This window comes from Variovorax sp. Root473, assembly GCF_001426505.1.
Classification (GTDB): domain Bacteria; phylum Pseudomonadota; class Gammaproteobacteria; order Burkholderiales; family Burkholderiaceae_C; genus Variovorax.
In genome coordinates this window covers 1,158,604-1,177,852 of the sequence record NZ_LMEV01000017.1, presented here as the reverse complement: position 1 = coordinate 1,177,852, position 19,249 = coordinate 1,158,604, and the positions used below count along the sequence as shown (strand labels likewise).

Here is a 19,249-nt window from a genome sequence, read left to right as displayed (position 1 = left end):
GTGTGACCCGTCCGTTCCCCTTCCCGCTGCGGGCCCTGCTGCTCCTGGTGCTGCTGTGCTGGCTGGCCGCCGCAGCGCCCCTCGCCCATGCCGCGAACCCGCCGGGTACCACCGACGTGCGCTGGGCCGAAGCCCGGCTCGAACCCGATGGTCTGCCGCTGCAGGTGCGGCAGGTGGCGCTGCCCTTTCGCTGGGACCACGAGTTTCCGGGGCGCGGCGGCAAGGCCAGTTACCGGATTGCGCTGCCCGCCGACGAACTCCGCAACGGCGACGCCCAGGCGCTCGTGATGTCGGGCCTGGGCAACCAGGTCGCCGTGTGGTTCAACGGCGCGCTCGTCGCCCAATACGGCGTGCTCGGGGACGCCACCTACGACGCCGCCAAGGCCAATCACCTGGTGCCGCTGGCCGCCGCCCTGCGGCGCGGCAACGGCCAGGCCCAGGAACTGCACATCGAAGCCACCATGCAGCGCCAGCGCGGCGGCGGGCTGGCCAGCGTGCTCTACGGCCCCGAGGCCGCACTCGCTGCGTTGCACCGCTCACACCAGAACTGGCGCAACACCTCGGCCATCGTCTACGCCGTGAGCCTGCTGTTGATGGGCGGGCTGGCCGCCGGGCTGTGGCTGCGCCAGCGCGATGCGCTCTACGGCTGCTTCGCCCTGGCCGCGCTCTCGGGCGTGGCACGCAACCTCGACCGCGTGCTGACCGAAGCGCCCCTGCCCTGGCCGCTGTGGGGCGCGGTGGTGGCGGTCTGCTATGCCTGCCACATCGGGCTGATCGCGCGCTTCGTGCTGCTCGTGCTCGACCGCAACCCGCCGTGGCTGGTGCGATCGATCTACGGCGCGCTGGCGTTGTCGGTCACCCTGGCCTGCGCCTCCTTCGCCTTCGCACGGCCCGTGCTCTGGACCACCGGCCTGGCGATCCTGCAGGTCACGAGCACCATCTGCCTGCCCTATGTGGTGCATGGTGCGCTGGTGGCACGGCGGCGCATCGCGGGCGTGCTGATGGCGGCAGGCACGCTGGCCATCCTGGCCGGCGCGCACGACCTGCTGCTGGTGCGCATGGGCCTCTTTGGCGGCGCCTATTACACGCTCACCTCGCACGCGATCTTCTTCTTCGTGATGATCCTAGCCGGCCTCGTGGTGGAGCGCTACAGCCGCACCGTGGCCGACTACCGCTCGCTCAACGCCAACCTCGCCGCGCGCGTGGCCGAGCGCGAGGAGCAGCTGCGCGGCGCTTTCGAAACCGTGCGCAAGCAGCAGGAAGAACAGGCCGTGCTGCTGGAGCGCCAGCGCATCATGCGGGAGATCCACGACGGCGTGGGCTCGCAGCTCGTGGGTCTGCTCAACGTGGTGAACCAGCCCACGCCCGACCGCGACGTGGTCGAGGAGCACGTGAAGCTGGCGCTCGACGAGATGCGCATGGCCGTCGATTCGCTGCAGCCCATGCACGACGACCTGACCACCGTGCTGGCCACGCTGCGCTACCGCCTGCAGCCCCGGCTGGACGCCGCCGGCATCGAGCTGGTGTGGGATGTCGCGTTGATCCCCACACTCGCGCCCTTTGCCGCGCAGGCCGCGCTGCAGCTGCAGCGCATCCTGCTCGAGGCCTTCACCAACGTGCTCAAGCATGCAGGCGCCACGCGCATCGTCATGCATGTGGGCTGGCACGGCGAGCAGACGCCGCCGCTGGTGCGCATCGTGCTCACCGACAACGGGCGCGGACTGCCGGCGAACGAACGCCCCGGTGGCCACGGCCTCGCGAACATGCGTTCGCGGGCGCAGGCCATCGGGGCGCGGCTGCAGATCGAGCGGGCCGACGCACAGGCCGGCGGCACGCGCGTCTCGCTGGACTGGCCCTGCGCGCTGCCCTGAGCGCGCCAGATCGGTCGGTCAGCCCAGGCGCACGGGCACGAAGATCTTGTCTTCGCCGCGCTGGATCAGCAGCGCCACCGACTTGTCGGCCTTGGCCACCGCCTGGCGCACCTGCTCCAGGCTCTTGGCCGGCGTACCGTTGATCGCCAGCAGCACGTCGCCGGCCTGCACCCCGGCCATCGCCGACGGGCCGGCCACGTCCTCGATCAGCAGGCCGCCGTCGACCGAGGCCGCGCGCTGTTCCTGCGGCTGCAGCGGGCGCAGCGCGAGGCCGAGCTTGCCCTGCCCCGCCGCGTTGTCGGCCTTGGCAACCTGCGCCGGCTTGTCGCTGGCATCGCCGAGCCTGGCCTGCAGCTCCTGGCGCTCGCCCTGGCGCCACACCTCGAGCGTGACCTTCTTGCCGGGCGCCTGCTGGCCGATCACGGCGGGCAGGTCGCCCGAGGAAACGATGGCCTGCCCGTCGACCTTTCGGATCACGTCGCCCGCCTTCAGCCCGGCATGGTCGCCGGGGCCGCCCTTCTCGATGTTCGAGACCAGCGCGCCCTCGGGCTTGTCGAGCTTGAACGAATCGGCGAAGGCCTGGTTCACCTCCTGCACCGCCACGCCAAGGCGCGCATGCGTGGCCTTGCCGGTGGCGACGATCTGGTCCTTCACTTGCACCGCCACGTCGATCGGAATGGCGAACGACACGCCCTGGTAGCCGCCGCTGCGGCTGTAGATCTGCGAGTTGATGCCCACCACCTCGCCGCGCGCATTGAGCAGCGGCCCGCCCGAGTTGCCGGGGTTCACGGCCACGTCGGTCTGGATGAAGGGCACGTAGCTGTCGTCGGGCAGCGAGCGGCCCTTGGCGCTCACCACGCCGGCCGTCACGGTGTTCTCGAAGCCGAAGGGCGAGCCGATGGCCAGCACCCATTCGCCGACCTTGAGGTCCTTGGTGTTGCCCAGCGCGAGCACCGGCAGGTTCTTGGCGTCGATCTTGAGCACCGCGATGTCGGTCTTGGCATCGGCGCCGAGCACCTTGGCGCGGTACTCCCGGCGGTCGGTCAGCTTGACGGTGACTTCCTTTGCGTCCTTCACGACGTGGGCGTTGGTCATGATGATCCCGCTCGGGTCCACGATGAAGCCCGAGCCCTGCGAGCGCACCGGCACGGCGCGCTGTTGCTGCTGGCCGCGCGGTCCCATCTGCCCCTGGAAGTGGCGGAAGAACTGGAACATCGGGTCGTCCGGGTCGATGCCCTGCAGCTGCGCCATGGTGTCGTCGTCCGGCGCCTTCTCGGTGCCGGTGACGCTGATGTTGACCACGGCCGGGCCGTCGCGCGAAGTGATGGTCGAGAAGTCGGGCAAGGTGACCATCGCGGCCGGTGCGGCCACGGCAGCGGCGGTGGCCGGCGCACCCACGGCACGCGCGCTGGTGTAGGCACCGGCGCCGACGGCGCCGATCACGCCGGCGCTGGCCAGCGCGATCACGAGGGCACGGGGAGACGTCAGAGAGGCTTTCATTCTTCGATTCCTTTCAATCCTGCGCTGGAGCGCAAACACGATGAAAGGAATGTCGCGGCCTTGGCTTAGGCGTCGCTTAAACGGAACTCACTCTTTGGCGGGGGCGAACGTCACTCGCACGCACAGTCCGCCGAGGCTTTGGGACTCTTCAAGCGCCACGGTGGCGCCATGCAGGTCGGCGATCGACTTCACGATGGCCAGCCCCAGCCCGCTGCCCGGCGCCTGCGGTTCGCCCGAGCGGTAGAAGCGATCGAGCACGCGCGCGCGCTCGGCCTCGGGCAGGCCGGGGCCGCTGTCGTCCACGCGCAGTTCCACCGCGTCGGCGCGCTTCACGAGGCCGACGTCGACCCGCCCGCCTTCGGGCGTGTACTTCACGGCGTTGTCGATCAGGTTGCGCAGCAGCATGCGCAGCGCCTCCGGCTGGCCGCTCACGGTCGCCCCCGCATCGGATTGCGCGACGCCGATGTCGATGCGGCGCGCCTGCGCGGCGGCCACTGCATCGGAGATCGCCAGGCGCGCCACCTCGGCCAGGTCGACCGTCTCGGGCTTCGCGCCCGCGGCCATGCTGGCCTCGTGCCGGGCCAGCGCCAGCATCTGTTCGACGAGGCGCGTCGCGCGGTCGATACCGGCCGACAGGCGGCTCACGGCCAGCGTGCGCGCCGCATCGTCGGGCGCGCGCTGCAGGCCCTGCACCTGCAGCTTGAGCGCGGCCAGCGGCGAGCGCAGCTCATGCGCGGCATCGGCCACGAAGTGCTTCTGCGCGTCGAAGGCATGGCGCACCCGACCGAACAGCAGATTGAGTTCCTGCACCAGCGGGCGCACTTCTTCGGGCAGGTTCTCCTCGCTCACGGGCGAGAGATCGTCGGCCTGCCGCGATGCCACCTGCCGGCGCACGCGCGCCACGGGCGCCAGCGACAGGCTCACCACCCACCACACGACCAGCATCAGCAGCGGCGCCATGAGCGCCACAGGCACGATGGTGCGCAGCGCGAGCGAGCCGGCCATGTTCCGCCGCGCCGCCATGTCCTGTGCCACCTGGATCACCAGCCCGCGCGTCTGCATCGAGAACACGCGGTAGGTCGTGCCGCGTGCGCGCACATCGGCAAAGCCCAGCACCGCGAGCTGCGGCAGCGCCGCTTCCTCGGCCGACTCGAAGATGCGCACGCCATCGACCGTCCACACCTGCACCACGAACTCGAAGTTCTGCTCCGCACCGCCGAGCCCGCCCACCGCCGCGCTCGGCGGCAGGCCCGCGCGCAGCGACAGCGCCATCTGCTGCATGTGGTAGTCGAAGATGTCGTCGGCCTCTTTCAGCACCGTGCGATAGGCCACCAGCGCCTGCGCACCGGCCGCGAGCACGATGGCGGCAAGCAGGAACACCAGCAGCCGCGCACGCAGCGATCCGGTCAGGCTGCTCAGAACTTTGTTCATGCACGTTCCGTTCGTGGGACGCCACGGAACCGGCTTTGCCGGGCCGTGGGCGTCGCCCCCGGTAGGGGGTTGGAGAAGCGACACGAAGTGCGCGAAGCCTGGGGGGGAGTCATAGTTTTGGCACCATGTAGCCGACGCCGCGGACGTTCCGGATCAGCTCCGCGCCCAGCTTCTTGCGCAGGCCGTGCACGTAGACCTCGACCGCGTTGCTGCTGATCTCGTCCTTCCAGCCGTAGAGCTTTTCCTCGAGCTGGGCGCGCGAGAGCACCATGCCCGGGCGGGCCAGCAGCGGCTCGAGCACGGCCCACTCGCGCGCCGAGAGCACCACCGGCTCGCCGTTCACCGCGACCTCGCGCGTGGCGGGGTTGATGCTCACGCCCATGTGCTCGTACACCGGCTCGGCGCGCCCCGATGCGCGCCGCAGCAAGGCCCGGATGCGGGCCAGCAGCTCGTCCAGGTCGTAGGGCTTGAGCACGTAGTCGTCGGCGCCGGCATCGAGGCCTTCGATGCGCTGCTGCACCGAGTCACGCGCGGTGGCGATCAGCACCGGCATGCGCTGCTTGCGCGCACGCAGGGCGCGCAGCACTTCCAGGCCGTCGCGCCGGGGCACGCCCAGGTCGAGCAGCACGAGGTCGTACTGCTGCGTGCGCAAGGCCGATTCGGCAGCATCGCCGTCTTTCACCCAATCGACCGCGTACTGCTCGGCCCGCAACAGGTCGAGCACGGCCTCGCCGATCATCACGTCGTCTTCGAGAAGCAGGAGTCGCATGGTGGTGTCCGTTTCGGGGATTCGAGGCCGTGCCGGTGCCGAAAGTTCAGCGCGCCTGCGTTCACAGGAGCGAACGCACCTCGCGTGCCGCCTCGAACAGCAGCGGCAGCATCTCGCGCTGCAAGGTCTCTTCCTGGTAGCGCGTGCCAGACAGCACCACGTTGAGCGCCGCCACCGTGTGCCCCTGCATGCCGCGCAGCGGCACCGCGAGCGCCTGCACGCCGAGCTCGTGTTCTTCGCTGGCGAAGCAGTAGTCGTCCTTGCGGACCTGCACGATCCGCTGCCGCAGCGCGCGCGCCTGGGTGAGGGTCTGCGGCGTGAGCCGTGCCAGGTGCCGCCCCTTGAGCCACTGCGTGAGCTGCGTGGGGGCCATGGCGGCCAGCAGCACGCGGCCGGTCGAGGTGGCGTGGGCCGGCAGGCGCGCACCAAGGTGCAGGCCGTAAGCCAGCACCCGTGTCGGCGTGCCATAGCTGCCGCTGCGCGCGACGATGACCACCTCTTCGCCATCGAGCACCACGGCCGAGAACGACTCGCCCGTTTGCGCGGCGAGCCGGTTCAGCGTGGGCTGCAGCGCGCGCGGCAGGCGCGACGAGGCCAGGTAGCTGCCCGAGAAGCGCAGCACCTTTGGCGCCATCCAGAAGTAGCTGCCGTCGGTCTCCAGGTAGCCCAGGTGGGCCAGCGTGAGCAGGTGGCGCCGCGCGGCGGCGCGCGTGAGGCCGGCGCGCGCTGCCGCCAGCGTGGCGTTCAGGCGCTGGCGCTCGGTGTCGAAGCTTTCGAGCACCGCCATGCCCTTGGCGATGCCCTCGATGAAGTCGGCGCGGGCGATGGTCATTCGTCGTCGGGAGTTCGTTGTGGATCGGTCGGCTGAAGAAGTGTTGCGCGATGATCGCGCACGCGTTCGCATGATCGCACAGAGCCTCGGCAGCCGCCGCCCCAGCCGGCCGGCCGCGCCCTACGCTTGGCAAAACCCTTTCGGAGACACGAACATGCGCACCCAGGTCGCCATCATCGGCGCAGGCCCCGCCGGCCTTCTGCTCGGCCAGCTGCTGCACAAGGCAGGCATCGACAACGTCATCGTGGAGCGCCAGAGCGGCGACTACGTGCTGGGCCGCATCCGTGCCGGCGTGCTCGAACAGGTCACGATGGACCTGCTGGCGCGCGCGGGTGTCGACACCCGCGCCAGGGCCGAAGGCCTGCCGCACGACGGCATCGAGCTGCTGTTCAAGGGCGCGCGCCACCGCATCGACATGCACGGCCTCACGGGCGGCAAGCAGGTGACGGTGTACGGCCAGACCGAGGTGACGCGCGACCTGATGGAAGCGCGCACGGCCGAAGGCCTCACCACCATCTACAGCGCAGCCAACGTCAGCCTGCACGACTTCGATTCGGCCAAGCCGCGCGTTCGCTACGAGAAAGACGGCCAGACGCACGAGATCGAGTGCGACTTCATCGCTGGCTGCGACGGCTACCACGGCGTGAGCCGCGCCAGCGTGCCGGCCAACGCCATCCAGACCTACGAGAAGGTCTACCCCTTCGGCTGGCTCGGCGTGCTGGCCGACGTGCCGCCGGTGTCGCACGAACTCATCTACGCCAACACCGAGCGCGGCTTTGCGCTGTGCAGCATGCGCAGCGCCACGCGCTCGCGCTACTACGTGCAGGTGCCGACCGAAGAAAAGGTGGAGAACTGGAGCGACGAGGCCTTCTGGAACGAGCTGCGCGCGCGCCTCGACCCCGAAGCGCGCGAACGGCTGGTGACCGGCCCGTCGCTCGAAAAGAGCATTGCGCCACTGCGCAGCTTCGTGGCCGAGCCGATGCGCTTCGGCTCGCTGTTCCTGGCCGGCGACGCCGCGCACATCGTGCCGCCGACTGGCGCGAAGGGGCTCAACCTTGCGACGGCCGACGTGGGATACCTCTCACGCGCCCTGGAGATCTTCTACAGCGAGAAGTCAGCCTCGGCGCTGGACCGTTACTCAGACCTGTGCCTGCGCAGGGTCTGGAAGGCCGAGCGCTTCTCGTGGTGGTTCACCTCGCTGATGCACCGCTTTCCCGAGACCGGCGCCTTCGGCCAGAAGATCCAGGAAGCCGAACTCGACTACCTCGTGCATTCGCGCGCGGCGTCCACCGCGCTGGCGGAAAACTACGTGGGGCTGCCGCTCGAGGACTTCTGAGGGGCGGGCAACAGCGCCTCGTCGACCCATCTCCCGCTCGCGGCAGGTGGTGCCGGCGGGCTCATCGTTCATTGGCTTTCTCCAGCATCTGTTTCATCGCGGCGCCGCCGTGCGCCATCATGGGCTCGATGTACGCCGCGAGCCCGTCGGGCAGCACGTCGGTGATCCAGACGAAGCGCGAGCGACCTTCGCCATCTGCGAACACCTGGGCCGACGCGTGGTGGTGCGTGGCCTTGCCATCGGTCACGGTGTAGGCCAGGCGACGGTGCTCGTCGTCGAGGGCCACGAGCAACTCGCGCGCCACGAGGCCGTTGGCAAAGTGGACGATGCGGGCGCCCTGCCCATCCAGTTCGCAGCCGGTGAGAAAGCCCGGCGCGAGCCGCGTGTGCACGGCGCCGAAATCGCGCAACGCGTCCCACACCTGCGCCGCCTCGCGCTCGACGATGAATTCCTTGTAGATGGTGGCCATGAGGTGCGTGCCTTTCGTGTCAGGGACAGACGGCCTCGACGTTGTTGCCGTCAGGGTCGATGAGGAAGGCCGCGTAGTAGGTCGGGCTGTAGTCGGCGCGCGGGCCTGCGCCGCCGTTGTCGGTGCCGCCCGCTTTCAACCCGGCCTTGTGGAAGGCGGCAACGGCCGCGTGGTCCGGCGCACGAAATGCGATGTGCGTGCCCGGGCCCTTCGCATCTTTCGCGACATAGAGCCACAGGGCCGGTTCGCCAGCGGGGCCGATGCCGGCGTAGCTGTCGTCGTCGTGGGAGCCCAGCACGTGGCCGAGCGGCGCGAGCGCGGCCTCGTAGAAGCGCCGGCTGGCGGCGAGGTCTTTGACTTTCAGTCCGATGTGGTCGTACATGGCGATGACTTTCTGCTTGAAGGGTGGATCAAGCGGTCATCGTGAAGCAGTGCGGCCAGGCGGTCTTGGAAAATCTTGCGGTCGCCCTTGGCGGCAAGCCGAAAGCCGCGCGGCGACACACCGGCCGCGCGATGGAAGGTGCGCACGAAGTTGCTCAGATCGGCAAAGCCGGCCTCGAACGCGACGTCGGTCACGGAAAGGTTGCTGTCCGCCAGCAGGCGCGCCGCGCGGCGCAGCCGGGAGCGCACCAGGTACTGGTGAGGCGTGACGCCCAGCACCTGCGAGAACAGGCGCAGGAAATGAAAGGCGCTCAGGCCGGCCTGAGCGGCCGCGTCTTCCAGGCCGATTTCACCTGTCGCATGGACCTCGATCCATGTCGCGGCTTCGACCGCACGCCTGCGGTCGCGCGGCGTGGCCGACGGCGGCGCTTTGGGCTTGCCGCGCCCTTTCACCACGTCGAGGAAACGGCTGGCGAAACCCATGCCCAGCTCGTCCAGGCCCACGTCGCTGTTGCCCTCGACCGCGACCTGCGCAAGTTCACCGAGCACCATGAGTTCAGGCAACGGCGGCAGCCCCGAGGCATGCCAGCTGCGCCGTTCGCCGCCGATCAGGTCGACGAAGCCCGGCGAGAAGTGGAACGACAGGCACTCGTCGCCACAGGCAAAGTGCTCATGCGTGCAGACGTAGTCGTCGCCCGGTGCGCCGACCAGTACGGAGCCGGCCACCAGTTCGTAGTCGTGGCCGAGCGCGCGACAACCGAAGCTGCCCTTGCGCACGTACGAGACCGAGTGCGTCTCGTGCATCTCGGTGAATGGTGCCGCGCCGACGCCCGCATCGCAGCGGTAGGTCGAGACGCGGATGGCGTCGGTCTGCAACTCGGTGGTGACGCGCATGGCACTTCCACCCGGTCAAGAACGACCCCGACCCCTCCAGGAACACCCCGGAACCGGCTTTGCCGGGCCGCTGGTGTGGCCCCCGGAAGGAAGTTGGCGAAGCGACACGAAGTGCGCGCAGCCTGGGGGCGAGTTCATGACTAATCGATCGTCTGCATGGTCTGCCAGATCCGCGACGGGCTCAGCGGCATGTGCAGGCGAGGCGCGCGGGCGCCAAGGCCGTTGCGCGCAAAGGCATCGGCCACCGCGTTGACGATGGCCGGCGTGGCGCCGATGGTGCCCAGCTCGCCGACACCCTTCACGCCCAGGGGGTTGTTCTTGCAGGGCGTCGATTCGTCCATCTCCATCTGGAACATGGTGTCGACGATGTCGGCGCGCGGCGCGGCGTAGTCCATGAGGCTGCCGGTCACGGGCTGGCCGGTTTCGGTGTCGTAGACCACCTGCTCGTACAGCGCCTGCCCGATGCCCTGCACCGCGCCGCCTTCGAGCTGGCCGCGCACGATCATCGGATTGACCACGCGGCCCACGTCGTTGACGGAGCTGTAGGCCACGACACTGATCTCGCCCGTGGGCGGATCGAGCTCGATCTCGCAGATGTGGCAGCCGTTGGGCCAGCTGGGGCCGGCCACGGTGCTGGTGGAGTCGACGAAGATCTCGCGCCCCGGCTGCTTGGCGGCCAGCGTGAACAGGTCGAGCTCGAGGTCGGTGCCGGCCACGATGAAGGTGCCGCGGCTGTAGACGATGTCATCGATGGAGGCTTCGAACTCCTGCGCCGCGAGTTCGCGCGCCTTGTCGATGGTGCGCTCGGCGCCGATGCGCACGGCCGAACCGCCCGTGAAGAGGGAACGCGAGCCGGCGCTGCCGAAGCCGTCGCCGCGGTCGGTGTCGCCCAGCACCACGCGCACCTTCTCGATGGGCACGCCGAAGGCATCGACAGCCAGTTGCGCGAGCGAGGTCGCAATGCCCTGCCCCATCGCGTTGACCGCCGAGAACACCTCGATCACGCCGTCGGCCTGCACCGACACGGTCACGCGCTCTTCGAACACGTTGCCACCAGTCCATTCGAGGAACGTGGCAATGCCCAGGCCGCGGTGCTTGCCACGCGCGGCCGACTCGGCCGCGCGGGCCTCGAAGCCCTGCCAGTCGGCCAGCTGCAACGCCTGGTCCATCACCGACTCGAACTGGCCGGTGTCGTAGGTCTGCGCCATCGGGTTCTTGTAGGGCATCTGCTCGGGGCGGATGAAGTTGCGCCGACGCAGCGCGATGCGGTCGATGCCGGTCTGGCGCGCGGCCTCGTCCATCAGGCGTTCGATCGTGAAGATGGCCTCGGGCCGGCCCGCGCCGCGGTAGGCGCCAGTGGGCGCGGTGTTGGTGAGCACCGCCTTGAAATGGAAGTCGATGGTCTGGATGTCATAGACGCTGGTCTGCACCCAGGGGCCGATCAGCAACTGGATCGCGACGCCGGTGCCGGTGGCGTAGGCGCCGACGTTGGCGAGCGTCTTGATGCGCAAGGCCAGGATCTTGCCATCGGCGTCCAGGGCCATTTCGGCGCGCGCTTCGATGTCGCGGCCGTGCGCGCTCGACAGAAATTCTTCGCTGCGGTCAGCCACCCACTTCACGGGCCGGCCCACCTGCAGGGCAGCGTAGGCGACCGCGATGTCCTCGGGGTAGGCGCCGGTCTTCATGCCGAAACCGCCGCCGACGTCGCCCACGACCACGCGGACTTTTTCCTTTGCGAGGCCGATGGCCGCGCAGACCGAATCGCGCACGCCGGACGGCATCTGTGTGCTCATGCGGATCGTGAGGCGGTCGGTCTTGCTGTCGTGCGTGGCGAGCACGGCACGCGGCTCGATGGTGAGCGCGACGACACGCTGGTTGTTCACGTCGAGCGCGATCACGTGCGCGGCGCGCGCGAACGCGGCGGTGGCGGCTTCACTGCTGCCATGGCGCATCTCGGCGGCAATGTTGCCCGTGGCCTCGTCGCACAGGAGCGGCGCGCCGTCGGCGGTGGCGCCGGGGAGGTCGACCACCATCGGCAGTTCTTCGTAGTCGACCATGACGGCCTCGGCCGCATCGCGCGCCTGCTGCACGGTATCGGCAATGACGCATGCCACCGGTTCGCCGACGAAGCGCGCGCGCTCGTGCGCCATGGCGCGCCGCGGCGGGCTGGCGCTGTCGCTCCCGTCCGCGCGTTTGAAGCCCGCGGCGCCGGGCATCGGCTTGACGCCGGCCTCGGCCAGGTCGGCCCCGGTAATCACGCGCAGCACGCCGGGCATGCCGACGGCCGCGGACGTGTCGATGGACACGATGCGCGCATGCGGATAGGGGGAACGGAGAAAAACGAGATGCGCCTGCTCGGCGAGCGCGACGTCGTCGGTGTAGCGGCCGGCGCCTGCGAGCAGGCTTTCGTCCTCCAGGCGGCGCACCGCCTGGCCGCTGCCGAAGCGCGTGGGGTTGGATTCAGTGGTCAACGTGGTCCTCTTGTGCTGATCCCCGGCGCCCTGCTCATGCCTGCCGGATCCGCTGTGGTACTGCGAAAGCAAGCTGAGCACTATAGGTTTTTCGACGGGTCTTGTGGGGTGTCTCTTGTGCCATCGGCGGTGGCACCAGGGCCGCAGCCTTGTGGGCCGCTCCCGTGTGAGCAGGATTTTCCCTCAAATGGCGGCTGTTCCGAGAAGCCGTGTATACCTGCAACCATGCGACAACTGCCTTGGCTCGAACCCGGAGACACACTGCCCGACCCTGCGTCGGCATGGGACGCAAGCGACCCCGTGCCCGGTCTGCTGGCAGCGGGCGGATCGCTCGATGTCGATACTTTGATGCATGCCTATGGCCGCTGCGTCTTTCCGTGGTTCAGTGACGACCAGCCCATCCTGTGGTGGAGCCCCGACCCGCGCATGGTGCTGCGGGTGAGCGATTTCCGGCTGCATCGCTCGCTGCGCAAGACCCTGGGCCGTTTTGCCGTGACGCCCGGCTGCGAGCTGCGGATCGATCACGATTTTGGAACAGTGATCCAGGCCTGCTCGCAGTCGGCGCGCGCTGGCCAATCGGGCACCTGGATCGTGCCGGACATGGTGAAGGCCTATACGCAATTGCACCGCGCGGGGCACGCACACAGCGTCGAAACCTGGATCGACGGCGAGCTGGCGGGCGGGCTTTATTGCGTGGCACTGGGCCGCGCAGTGTTCGGCGAGTCGATGTTCACCCGCCGGCCGGACGCCTCGAAGATCGCGCTGGCCGGTCTGGTCGCGTTGTGCCGGCGCGCCGGCGTCGACATGATCGACTGCCAGCAGAACACCGCGCACCTGGCCAGCCTCGGCGCCCGCGAAATGCCGCGCGCGCGCTTCGTCGCGCACGTGGCCCAGGCCCGGCAACAACAGGGTCCCCAGTGGCAATTCGACCCCGTATACTGGTCTGAACTCCTTTCCGAGCGACCTTCTCTTTCGACGTGACGTGACGCACCTCAAGGATCTTCCGCTTCACACGCTGCAGTTCTACGCGACGGCGCCCTATCCCTGCAGTTACCTGCCGGATCGCCAGGCCCGCTCGCAGGTGGCCACGCCCAGCCACCTGATCCACAACGACGCCTACTCCGACCTGGTGCTCAGCGGCTTCCGGCGCAGCGGCATGTTCACCTACCGGCCCTATTGCGACGGCTGCCGCGCCTGCATTCCGCTGCGCGTACTGGCGCACAGCTTCCAGCCGAACCGCAGCCAGCGGCGCACCGCCAGGCAGCACGCCGACCTGCAGGCCCGCGTGCTCAAGCTGTGCTTCTTGCCTGAGCACTACCAGCTCTACCTGCGCTACCAGACCGGCCGCCATTCGGGTGGCGGCATGGACCACGACAGCATCGATCAGTACACGCAGTTTCTGCTGCAAAGCCGCGTCAACTCGCGCCTGGTCGAATTCCGCGAAACCCTGCCCGACGGCAGCCCGGGCGCGCTGAAGATGGTGTCGATCCTCGACGTGCTCAGCGACGGAATTTCGGCCGTCTATACCTTCTACGAGCCTGAAGAAGGTGCAGGCTACGGCACCTACAGCGTGCTGTGGCAGATCGAACAGGCCCGCAAGCTGGGGCTGCCGCACGTCTACCTCGGCTACTGGATCGAGCGCAGCCCCAAGATGCACTACAAGGCGCGCTTTTCCCCGCACGAAGTGTTGGTCGACGGCCTCTGGCAAGCACCGAGTGATTTCACAAGGTAAAATGGCGCACGGTCATCACCGCATTGCGCCATGAGAAAAAATCTATCCGACGTTCCCGCCACTCCCGTCATCCAGGTCATCGAGCGCATGTTCTCGCTGATCGATGTTCTGGCCTCGCGCGAAGAGGCTATCTCGCTGAAGGAAATCAGCGAAAAGACAGGACTGCACCCGTCGACCACGCACCGCATCCTCAATGACCTCGCGGTCGGTCGTTTCGTCGACCGGCCCGAAGCCGGCAGCTACCGCCTCGGCATGCGCCTCCTGGAGCTGGGCAACCTGGTCAAGGGCCGGCTGAACGTGCGCGACGCGGCCCTGGGTCCGATGCGCGAGCTGCACAAGCTCACTCAGCAACCCGTCAACCTGAGCATGCGCCAGGGCGACGAGATCGTGTACATCGAGCGTTCGTACAGCGAACGCTCGGGCATGCAGGTGGTTCGCGCCATCGGTGGCCGCGCCGCCCTGCACCTGACCTCGACCGGCAAGCTGTTCCTGGCTGCCGACGACCCCCAGCGCGTGCGCAGCTACGCCACCCGCACCGGCCTGGCCGGCCACACGCGCAACAGCATCACGCAGCTGCCCGCGCTCGAGCGCGAGCTGTCGAAGGCGCGCCAGTACGGCATCGCGCGCGACAACGAAGAATTGGAACTGGGCGTGCGCTGCATGGCCGCGGGCATCTACGACGACCAGGGCAAGCTGGTGGCCGGCCTGTCGATCTCGGCCCCGGCCGATCGCCTCGACGAAGGCTGGCTGCCCAAGCTGCAGGCGACCGCCAACGAAATCTCGGGCGCGCTGGGCTTCAAGGACGGCATGGCGACCACGCCTGCGTCGGGCGCGAACGTGACAACGGGCGCCTGAGCGCCCGTTTGCTTTCGACTCTTTCCTTCTTCTCTTCCCGGCGAGTCAGCCGGTGGGCCCCTCACAAGGGCAGCAGGCGGCCCACTGACCGGCCTGCCCGCTCAATCCATCTCAGCCAGCAACCTGGAAGCCGCGCGGACCTGACACGGCGTGCGTGGCTTCAACCCAGCGGCGAACCCGCTCGGCGTCGGCGATGCGGCTGAACTTGCCGGCCGAATCCAGGAACACCATGATCAGCTTGCGCCCGGCCACCTTGGCCTGCATCACGAGGCATTGGCCGGCTTCGGAGATGTAGCCCGTCTTCTGCAGGCCGATGTCCCATTCGGGGCTGCGCACGAGGCGGTTGGTGGTGTTGAACTGCAGCACGCGGTTGCCGACCTCGACCTGGTATTCAGGCGACGTGGACAGCGAACGCACCGTGGCGTCGGAATAGGCCGCATTGACCAGCAGCGCCAGGTCTTGCGCGCTCGACTGGTTGCGGCTCGACAGGCCCGTGGGCTCCACGTAGCGCGTATCCTTCATGCCGAGCATGCGGGCCTTGGCGTTCATGATGCTCACGAAGGTCGTGAGACCGCCCGGGTAGGTGCGGCCCAGCGCATGCGCGGCGCGGTTCTCACTCGACATCAGCGCCAGGTGCAGCAGCTCGCCACGCGACAGCGTAGTGCCAACGGTCAGGCGCGAACGGCTGCCCTTTTCGGTGTCGACGTCGTCTTGCGTGATGGTGATGAGTTCGTCGTTCGGCAGATGGGCTTCGCTGATCAACAGGCCGGTCATGAGCTTGGTGAGCGACGCGATCGGCAGCACGGCATGGTCGTTCTTGCTGAACAGCACTTCGTGGGTGTCTTGATCGATCACCAGGGCGACGCTCGACTTCAGGTCGAGTGCGTCGTCGGTGCCATGCAGGCCGGCCATCTGGCCGAAGGACTGGCGGGCCGGCGTTTCAACGCGCACCACCGAACGGCGTTGCACGGCGACGACGGTCTTGCCATTCTTCTTGCGGATGGTGGCCACCACGTTTCGGCCGCCGCGCACGACCTTGTCGGCCTGCTCGGTGCGACCGCCGCGAGCCACCTTGGAAGCCGACGCATTGCGCCTGGCTTCGGCGGGCGCCTTCGCCTTCTTCGCGACTGCCGATTTGGCGGCAGCGGGTTTTTCCTTCTTCGCAGCCTGGGCGCCAGGCAGCAAAAACGCCGAGGCGCACAGCGCCACGGCGAGGAACTTGAAGGCGGGTAGGAACCGCTGGATGGAAACTCGACGTAGACGGGTTTCAGGCATCAATAAATCTCCAGCGGCAACAAACGAGGACCGCAGTGTATCGAAATCAAAAAAGGCACGCAATATCAGTTACTTGCATCCCCTTCTTCATTCGAATACCAAGGAACGCCTCAAAACCTAACCTTGTGCCGCCACTCTCTCAGCTTGGCTCTGTAACTTGTTGAGCGCACTCAAATAAGCCTTTGCCGAAGCGACCACGATGTCCGGGTCTGCGCCCACACCGTTGACCACCCGCCCTGCGTTTTGTAACCGGACTGTAACTTCTCCCTGGCTTTCCGTCGAGCCGCTGATCGCGTTTACAGAGTAAAGAACCATCTCGGCACCGCTCTTGACGTGCGACTCGATGGCCTTGAGGGAAGCATCCACCGGGCCATTCCCGTCGGACTCGCCGGTGACTTCCTTGCCCTGGACGGTGAACACGACCTTCGCCTGGGGGCGTTCGCCGGTTTCGCTGTGCTGGGAGAGAGAGACGAAAGCAAACTGTTCACCAACGTTCGACACTTCTTCTGCGCTGACGAGCGCGAGGATGTCTTCGTCGAAAATTTCGGACTTGCGGTCAGCCAACTCCTTGAAGCGCGAGAACGCCGCGTTGATGTCGGCTTCGCTGGCCATGGTCACGCCCAGGTCGGTCAGGCGCTGCTTGAAGGCATTGCGGCCGCTGAGCTTGCCGAGCACGATCTTGTTGGCGGTCCAACCCACGTCTTCGGCGCGCATGATCTCGTAGGTGTCGCGCGCCTTGAGCACGCCGTCCTGGTGGATGCCCGAGGCATGCGCGAACGCGTTGGCGCCTACCACGGCCTTGTTGGGCTGCACCACGAAACCGGTGGTCTGGCTCACCATGCGACTCGCGGCCACGATGTGCTGGGTGTCGATGTTCAGGTCGAGCCCGAAGTAGTCCTTGCGCGTTTTCACGGCCATGACCACTTCCTCGAGCGAGCAGTTGCCCGCGCGCTCGCCCAGCCCGTTGATGGTGCACTCGACCTGGCGCGCGCCGCCGATCTTCACGCCGGCCAGCGAGTTCGCCACGGCCATGCCCAGGTCGTTGTGGCAATGCACCGACCAGATCGCCTTGTCGCTGTTGGGAATGCGCTCGCGCAGCATCTTGATGAAGTTGCCGTACAACTCGGGAATCGCGTAGCCGACGGTGTCGGGCACGTTGATGGTGGTGGCGCCCTCGTTGATCACGGTTTCCAGCACGCGGCACAGGAAGTCCGGGTCGCTGCGATAGCCGTCTTCGGGGCTGAACTCCACATCGGCGATCTGGTTGCGCGCGAAGCGCACCGCCAGCTTGGCCTGCTCATGCACCTCGTCGGGCGACATGCGCAGCTTCTTTTCCATGTGCAGCGGCGAGGTCGCGATGAACGTGTGGATGCGTCCGCGTGCCGCGCCCTTCAGGGCTTCGGCCGCGCGTGCGATGTCACGGTCGTTGGCACGCGAGAGGCCACACACCGTCGAGTCCTTGATCGCGTTGGCGATAGCCTTCACGGCCTCGAAGTCGCCGTTCGAGCTGGCCGGAAAGCCCGCTTCGATGACGTCGACCTTGAGCCGCTCCAGCAACTTGGCGATGCGCAGTTTTTCGTCGCGCGTCATCGAGGCGCCGGGCGACTGCTCACCGTCGCGCAAGGTGGTGTCGAAAATAATGAGTTGGTCGGTCATCGTGGATCTCCTTTGTTCGTTCCCACCTTGCGCGTGCGGCTGATGCCGGTGCTTCAGGCGACTTCAACCGCCGATTGTGCGCTGTGCGCGCCCCGGGTCCGCGCCCGCTGCACACCGGACATGATTGCCTTCAGCGAGGCCGAAATCACGTTGGCATCGATGCCGACCCCGAACAGGGTCTTCGACTCGTCGACGCGCAGCTCGAGGTAGGCCACCGACTTGGCATCGGCACCCGCGCCGATGGCGTGCTGGTGGTAGTCCATGACGCGCACCGTGTGGCCGGTGGCCTGGCTCAATGCCTGCGTGAAGGCGTCGATCGGGCCGTTGCCGCGGCCTTCGATGGCGCGCGTTTCACCGTCCCAGGGCAGGTCGCCGCGCAGCACCACCGTGGCCTCTGCGCCCTCGCCTTCTTCCTGGATCACCCGGTGCTGCAAGGCCTTGGCGGTCTCGATGCCGTATTCGTTCACGAAGATCTGCCAGAGGTCGGCGGCGGTGAGCTCCTTGCCGCCCACGTCCATCACGCGCTGCACGACCTGCATGAATTCCATCTGCAGGCGGCGCGGCATCTCGAGGCCGTACTCGCTCTCGAGCAGGTAGGCCATGCCGCCCTTGCCCGACTGGCTGTTCACGCGGATCACGGCTTCGTAGCTGCGGCCCACGTCCTTCGGATCGATGGGCAGGTACGGGATGTCCCAGATGTCGCCGTCCTTGCGCGCGGCGAACGCCTTCTTGATCGCGTCCTGGTGCGAGCCCGAGAACGAGGTGTAGACGAGATCGCCTACATACGGATGGCGCGGGTGTACGGGAATCTGGTTGCAGTGCTCGACCGTGGCGCGGATCTCGTCGATATTCGAGAAATCGAGCTCGGGCGAAACGCCCTGCGTGTAGAGGTTGAGCGCGACGTTCACGAGGTCGAGGTTGCCGGTGCGCTCGCCGTTGCCGAAGAGGCAGCCTTCGATGCGCTCGGCGCCGGCCATCAAGGCCAGTTCGCCGGCTGCGGTGCCGGTGCCCCGGTCGTTGTGCGGGTGCACGCACAGCACGATCGAGTCACGGCGCTCGAGGTTGCGATGCATCCACTCGATCATGTCCGCGAAGATGTTCGGCGTGGAATGCTCGACCGTGGTGGGCAGGTTGACGATGCACTTGCGCTCAGGCGTCGGCGCCCACACCGCGGTGACCGCATCGACCACGCGCTTGGAGAAGACCACGTCGGTGCCCGAGAACATTTCCGGTGAATATTGGAAAGTCCACTTCGTGGCCGGCTGCCTGGCGGCGAAGTCGTTGAACATGCGCGCATGGCTGCTCGCGAGCTCGACGATCTGGTCTTCGTCCATGCCGAGCACCACGCGGCGCATCACGGGGGCGACGGCGTTGTAGAGGTGGACGATGGCGCGCGGCGCACCTTGCAACGCTTCGAAGGTGCGTTCAATGAGGTGGTCGCGCGCTTGCGTGAGCACCTGGATCGTCACGTCGTCGGGAATGCGGTCTTCTTCGATGAGCTTGCGCACAAAGTCGAATTCGACCTGCGACGCCGAGGGAAAGCCGACTTCGATTTCCTTGAAGCCGATGGCCACGAGCGTCTCGAACATGCGCATCTTGCGCGGGATGTCCATCGGCTCGACCAGCGCCTGGTTGCCATCGCGCAGGTCCGTCGACAGCCAGATCGGGGCCTTGGTCAGCACGGCGTCGGGCCAGGTGCGGTCCTTGAGGCCGATTGGTGCGAATGCGCGGTACTTGGCTTGAGGTTGCTTCAACATGTCGATTTCTCTGTGATGGT

The 19,249-nt window shown here is 67.6% G+C and carries 16 protein-coding genes; 5 read left to right on the top strand and 11 right to left on the bottom strand.

Features of this window, described 5'->3' with window-relative positions; translation table 11 throughout:
- Positions 1-2 precede the first annotated feature (2 nt).
- Positions 3-1,871: an ATP-binding protein gene (locus ASD34_RS18835; RefSeq protein ID WP_235510119.1), complete on the top strand. Its 1,869-nt coding sequence runs from the start codon at positions 3-5 to the stop codon at positions 1,869-1,871.
- A gap of 18 nt (positions 1,872-1,889) precedes the next feature.
- Here the strand turns inward: ASD34_RS18835 and ASD34_RS18830 are convergent, their stop codons facing one another.
- The 4 genes from ASD34_RS18830 to ASD34_RS18815 form a co-directional block, all read right to left on the bottom strand.
- A complete protein-coding gene (locus tag ASD34_RS18830; protein ID WP_056580233.1) occupies positions 1,890-3,371 on the bottom strand; it encodes a DegQ family serine endoprotease in 1,482 nt (493 codons plus the stop codon).
- Positions 3,372-3,458: 87 nt separating this feature from the next.
- Complete coding sequence (locus ASD34_RS18825; protein WP_056580231.1) at positions 3,459-4,802, bottom strand: ATP-binding protein; 1,344 nt, start codon at positions 4,800-4,802, stop codon at positions 3,459-3,461.
- A gap of 109 nt (positions 4,803-4,911) precedes the next feature.
- The gene (locus ASD34_RS18820) at positions 4,912-5,571 is read right to left on the bottom strand and encodes a response regulator transcription factor (RefSeq protein WP_056580229.1); all 660 of its coding nucleotides are present in this window, start codon (positions 5,569-5,571) and stop codon (positions 4,912-4,914) included.
- A 61-nt stretch (positions 5,572-5,632) separates the two neighbouring features.
- Positions 5,633-6,403: an IclR family transcriptional regulator domain-containing protein gene (locus tag ASD34_RS18815; protein WP_056580227.1), complete on the bottom strand. Its 771-nt coding sequence runs from the start codon at positions 6,401-6,403 to the stop codon at positions 5,633-5,635.
- 154 nt (positions 6,404-6,557) lie between these two features.
- Here ASD34_RS18815 and pobA point away from each other — a divergent pair, with 154 nt between their 5' ends.
- Positions 6,558-7,739, top strand: a complete 1,182-nt coding sequence (gene pobA, locus ASD34_RS18810) for a 4-hydroxybenzoate 3-monooxygenase (protein ID WP_056582532.1) — start codon at positions 6,558-6,560, stop codon at positions 7,737-7,739.
- A 61-nt stretch (positions 7,740-7,800) separates the two neighbouring features.
- Here pobA and ASD34_RS18805 read toward each other — a convergent pair whose 3' ends face one another.
- From ASD34_RS18805 to ASD34_RS18790, 4 genes are all read right to left on the bottom strand, one after another.
- Entirely contained in the window at positions 7,801-8,208 is a 408-nt protein-coding gene (locus ASD34_RS18805; protein WP_056580225.1) for an SRPBCC family protein, read from the bottom strand.
- A 19-nt stretch (positions 8,209-8,227) separates the two neighbouring features.
- Entirely contained in the window at positions 8,228-8,590 is a 363-nt protein-coding gene (locus ASD34_RS18800; protein WP_056580224.1) for a VOC family protein, read from the bottom strand.
- Positions 8,569-9,483 (bottom strand): helix-turn-helix domain-containing protein, encoded by a 915-nt coding sequence (locus ASD34_RS18795; protein WP_056580222.1) that lies wholly within the window; start codon positions 9,481-9,483, stop codon positions 8,569-8,571. Before ASD34_RS18795 ends, ASD34_RS18800 begins: the two co-directional genes overlap by 22 nt.
- A gap of 140 nt (positions 9,484-9,623) precedes the next feature.
- Positions 9,624-11,954 (bottom strand): xanthine dehydrogenase family protein molybdopterin-binding subunit, encoded by a 2,331-nt coding sequence (locus tag ASD34_RS18790; protein WP_056580219.1) that lies wholly within the window; start codon positions 11,952-11,954, stop codon positions 9,624-9,626.
- A 225-nt stretch (positions 11,955-12,179) separates the two neighbouring features.
- On the opposite strand from ASD34_RS18790, the gene aat reads away from it, so the two are divergent.
- The 3 genes from aat to ASD34_RS18775 are packed head-to-tail and all read left to right on the top strand — an operon-like array spanning position 12,180 to position 14,541.
- The gene (aat, locus tag ASD34_RS18785) at positions 12,180-12,935 is read left to right on the top strand and encodes a leucyl/phenylalanyl-tRNA--protein transferase (protein ID WP_056580217.1); all 756 of its coding nucleotides are present in this window, start codon (positions 12,180-12,182) and stop codon (positions 12,933-12,935) included.
- Between the two features lies 1 nt (position 12,936).
- On the top strand, positions 12,937-13,686 hold the full coding sequence (locus ASD34_RS18780) for an arginyltransferase (protein ID WP_056580216.1): 750 nt from the start codon (positions 12,937-12,939) through the stop codon (positions 13,684-13,686).
- Positions 13,687-13,716: 30 nt separating this feature from the next.
- A complete protein-coding gene (locus tag ASD34_RS18775) occupies positions 13,717-14,541 on the top strand; it encodes an IclR family transcriptional regulator (RefSeq protein WP_056580214.1) in 825 nt (274 codons plus the stop codon).
- Between the two features lie 111 nt (positions 14,542-14,652).
- Here ASD34_RS18775 and ASD34_RS18770 read toward each other — a convergent pair whose 3' ends face one another.
- The 3 genes from ASD34_RS18770 to leuA all read right to left on the bottom strand — a co-directional run bounded on the left by ASD34_RS18770 (position 14,653) and on the right by leuA (position 19,229).
- On the bottom strand, positions 14,653-15,816 hold the full coding sequence (locus tag ASD34_RS18770) for a serine hydrolase (RefSeq protein WP_056580212.1): 1,164 nt from the start codon (positions 15,814-15,816) through the stop codon (positions 14,653-14,655).
- A 117-nt stretch (positions 15,817-15,933) separates the two neighbouring features.
- Positions 15,934-17,472, bottom strand: a complete 1,539-nt coding sequence (locus ASD34_RS18765; RefSeq protein WP_056580211.1) for a 2-isopropylmalate synthase — start codon at positions 17,470-17,472, stop codon at positions 15,934-15,936.
- Positions 17,473-17,525: 53 nt separating this feature from the next.
- The gene (gene leuA / locus ASD34_RS18760) at positions 17,526-19,229 is read right to left on the bottom strand and encodes a 2-isopropylmalate synthase (RefSeq protein WP_056580209.1); all 1,704 of its coding nucleotides are present in this window, start codon (positions 19,227-19,229) and stop codon (positions 17,526-17,528) included.
- Positions 19,230-19,249 lie beyond the last annotated feature (20 nt).

Coding starts and splice junctions, on each gene's coding strand:
- ASD34_RS18830 (WP_056580233.1), bottom strand. CDS start 3,371: ATGAAAGCCTCTCTGACGTCTCCCCGTGCCCTCGTGATCGCGCTGGCC.
- ASD34_RS18825 (WP_056580231.1), bottom strand. CDS start 4,802: ATGAACAAAGTTCTGAGCAGCCTGACCGGATCGCTGCGTGCGCGGCTG.
- ASD34_RS18820 (WP_056580229.1), bottom strand. CDS start 5,571: ATGCGACTCCTGCTTCTCGAAGACGACGTGATGATCGGCGAGGCCGTG.
- ASD34_RS18815 (WP_056580227.1), bottom strand. CDS start 6,403: ATGACCATCGCCCGCGCCGACTTCATCGAGGGCATCGCCAAGGGCATG.
- pobA (WP_056582532.1), top strand. CDS start 6,558: ATGCGCACCCAGGTCGCCATCATCGGCGCAGGCCCCGCCGGCCTTCTG.
- ASD34_RS18805 (WP_056580225.1), bottom strand. CDS start 8,208: ATGGCCACCATCTACAAGGAATTCATCGTCGAGCGCGAGGCGGCGCAG.
- ASD34_RS18800 (WP_056580224.1), bottom strand. CDS start 8,590: ATGTACGACCACATCGGACTGAAAGTCAAAGACCTCGCCGCCAGCCGG.
- ASD34_RS18795 (WP_056580222.1), bottom strand. CDS start 9,483: ATGCGCGTCACCACCGAGTTGCAGACCGACGCCATCCGCGTCTCGACC.
- aat (WP_056580217.1), top strand. CDS start 12,180: ATGCGACAACTGCCTTGGCTCGAACCCGGAGACACACTGCCCGACCCT.
- ASD34_RS18775 (WP_056580214.1), top strand. CDS start 13,717: ATGAGAAAAAATCTATCCGACGTTCCCGCCACTCCCGTCATCCAGGTC.
- ASD34_RS18770 (WP_056580212.1), bottom strand. CDS start 15,816: ATGCCTGAAACCCGTCTACGTCGAGTTTCCATCCAGCGGTTCCTACCC.
- ASD34_RS18765 (WP_056580211.1), bottom strand. CDS start 17,472: ATGACCGACCAACTCATTATTTTCGACACCACCTTGCGCGACGGTGAG.
- leuA (WP_056580209.1), bottom strand. CDS start 19,229: ATGTTGAAGCAACCTCAAGCCAAGTACCGCGCATTCGCACCAATCGGC.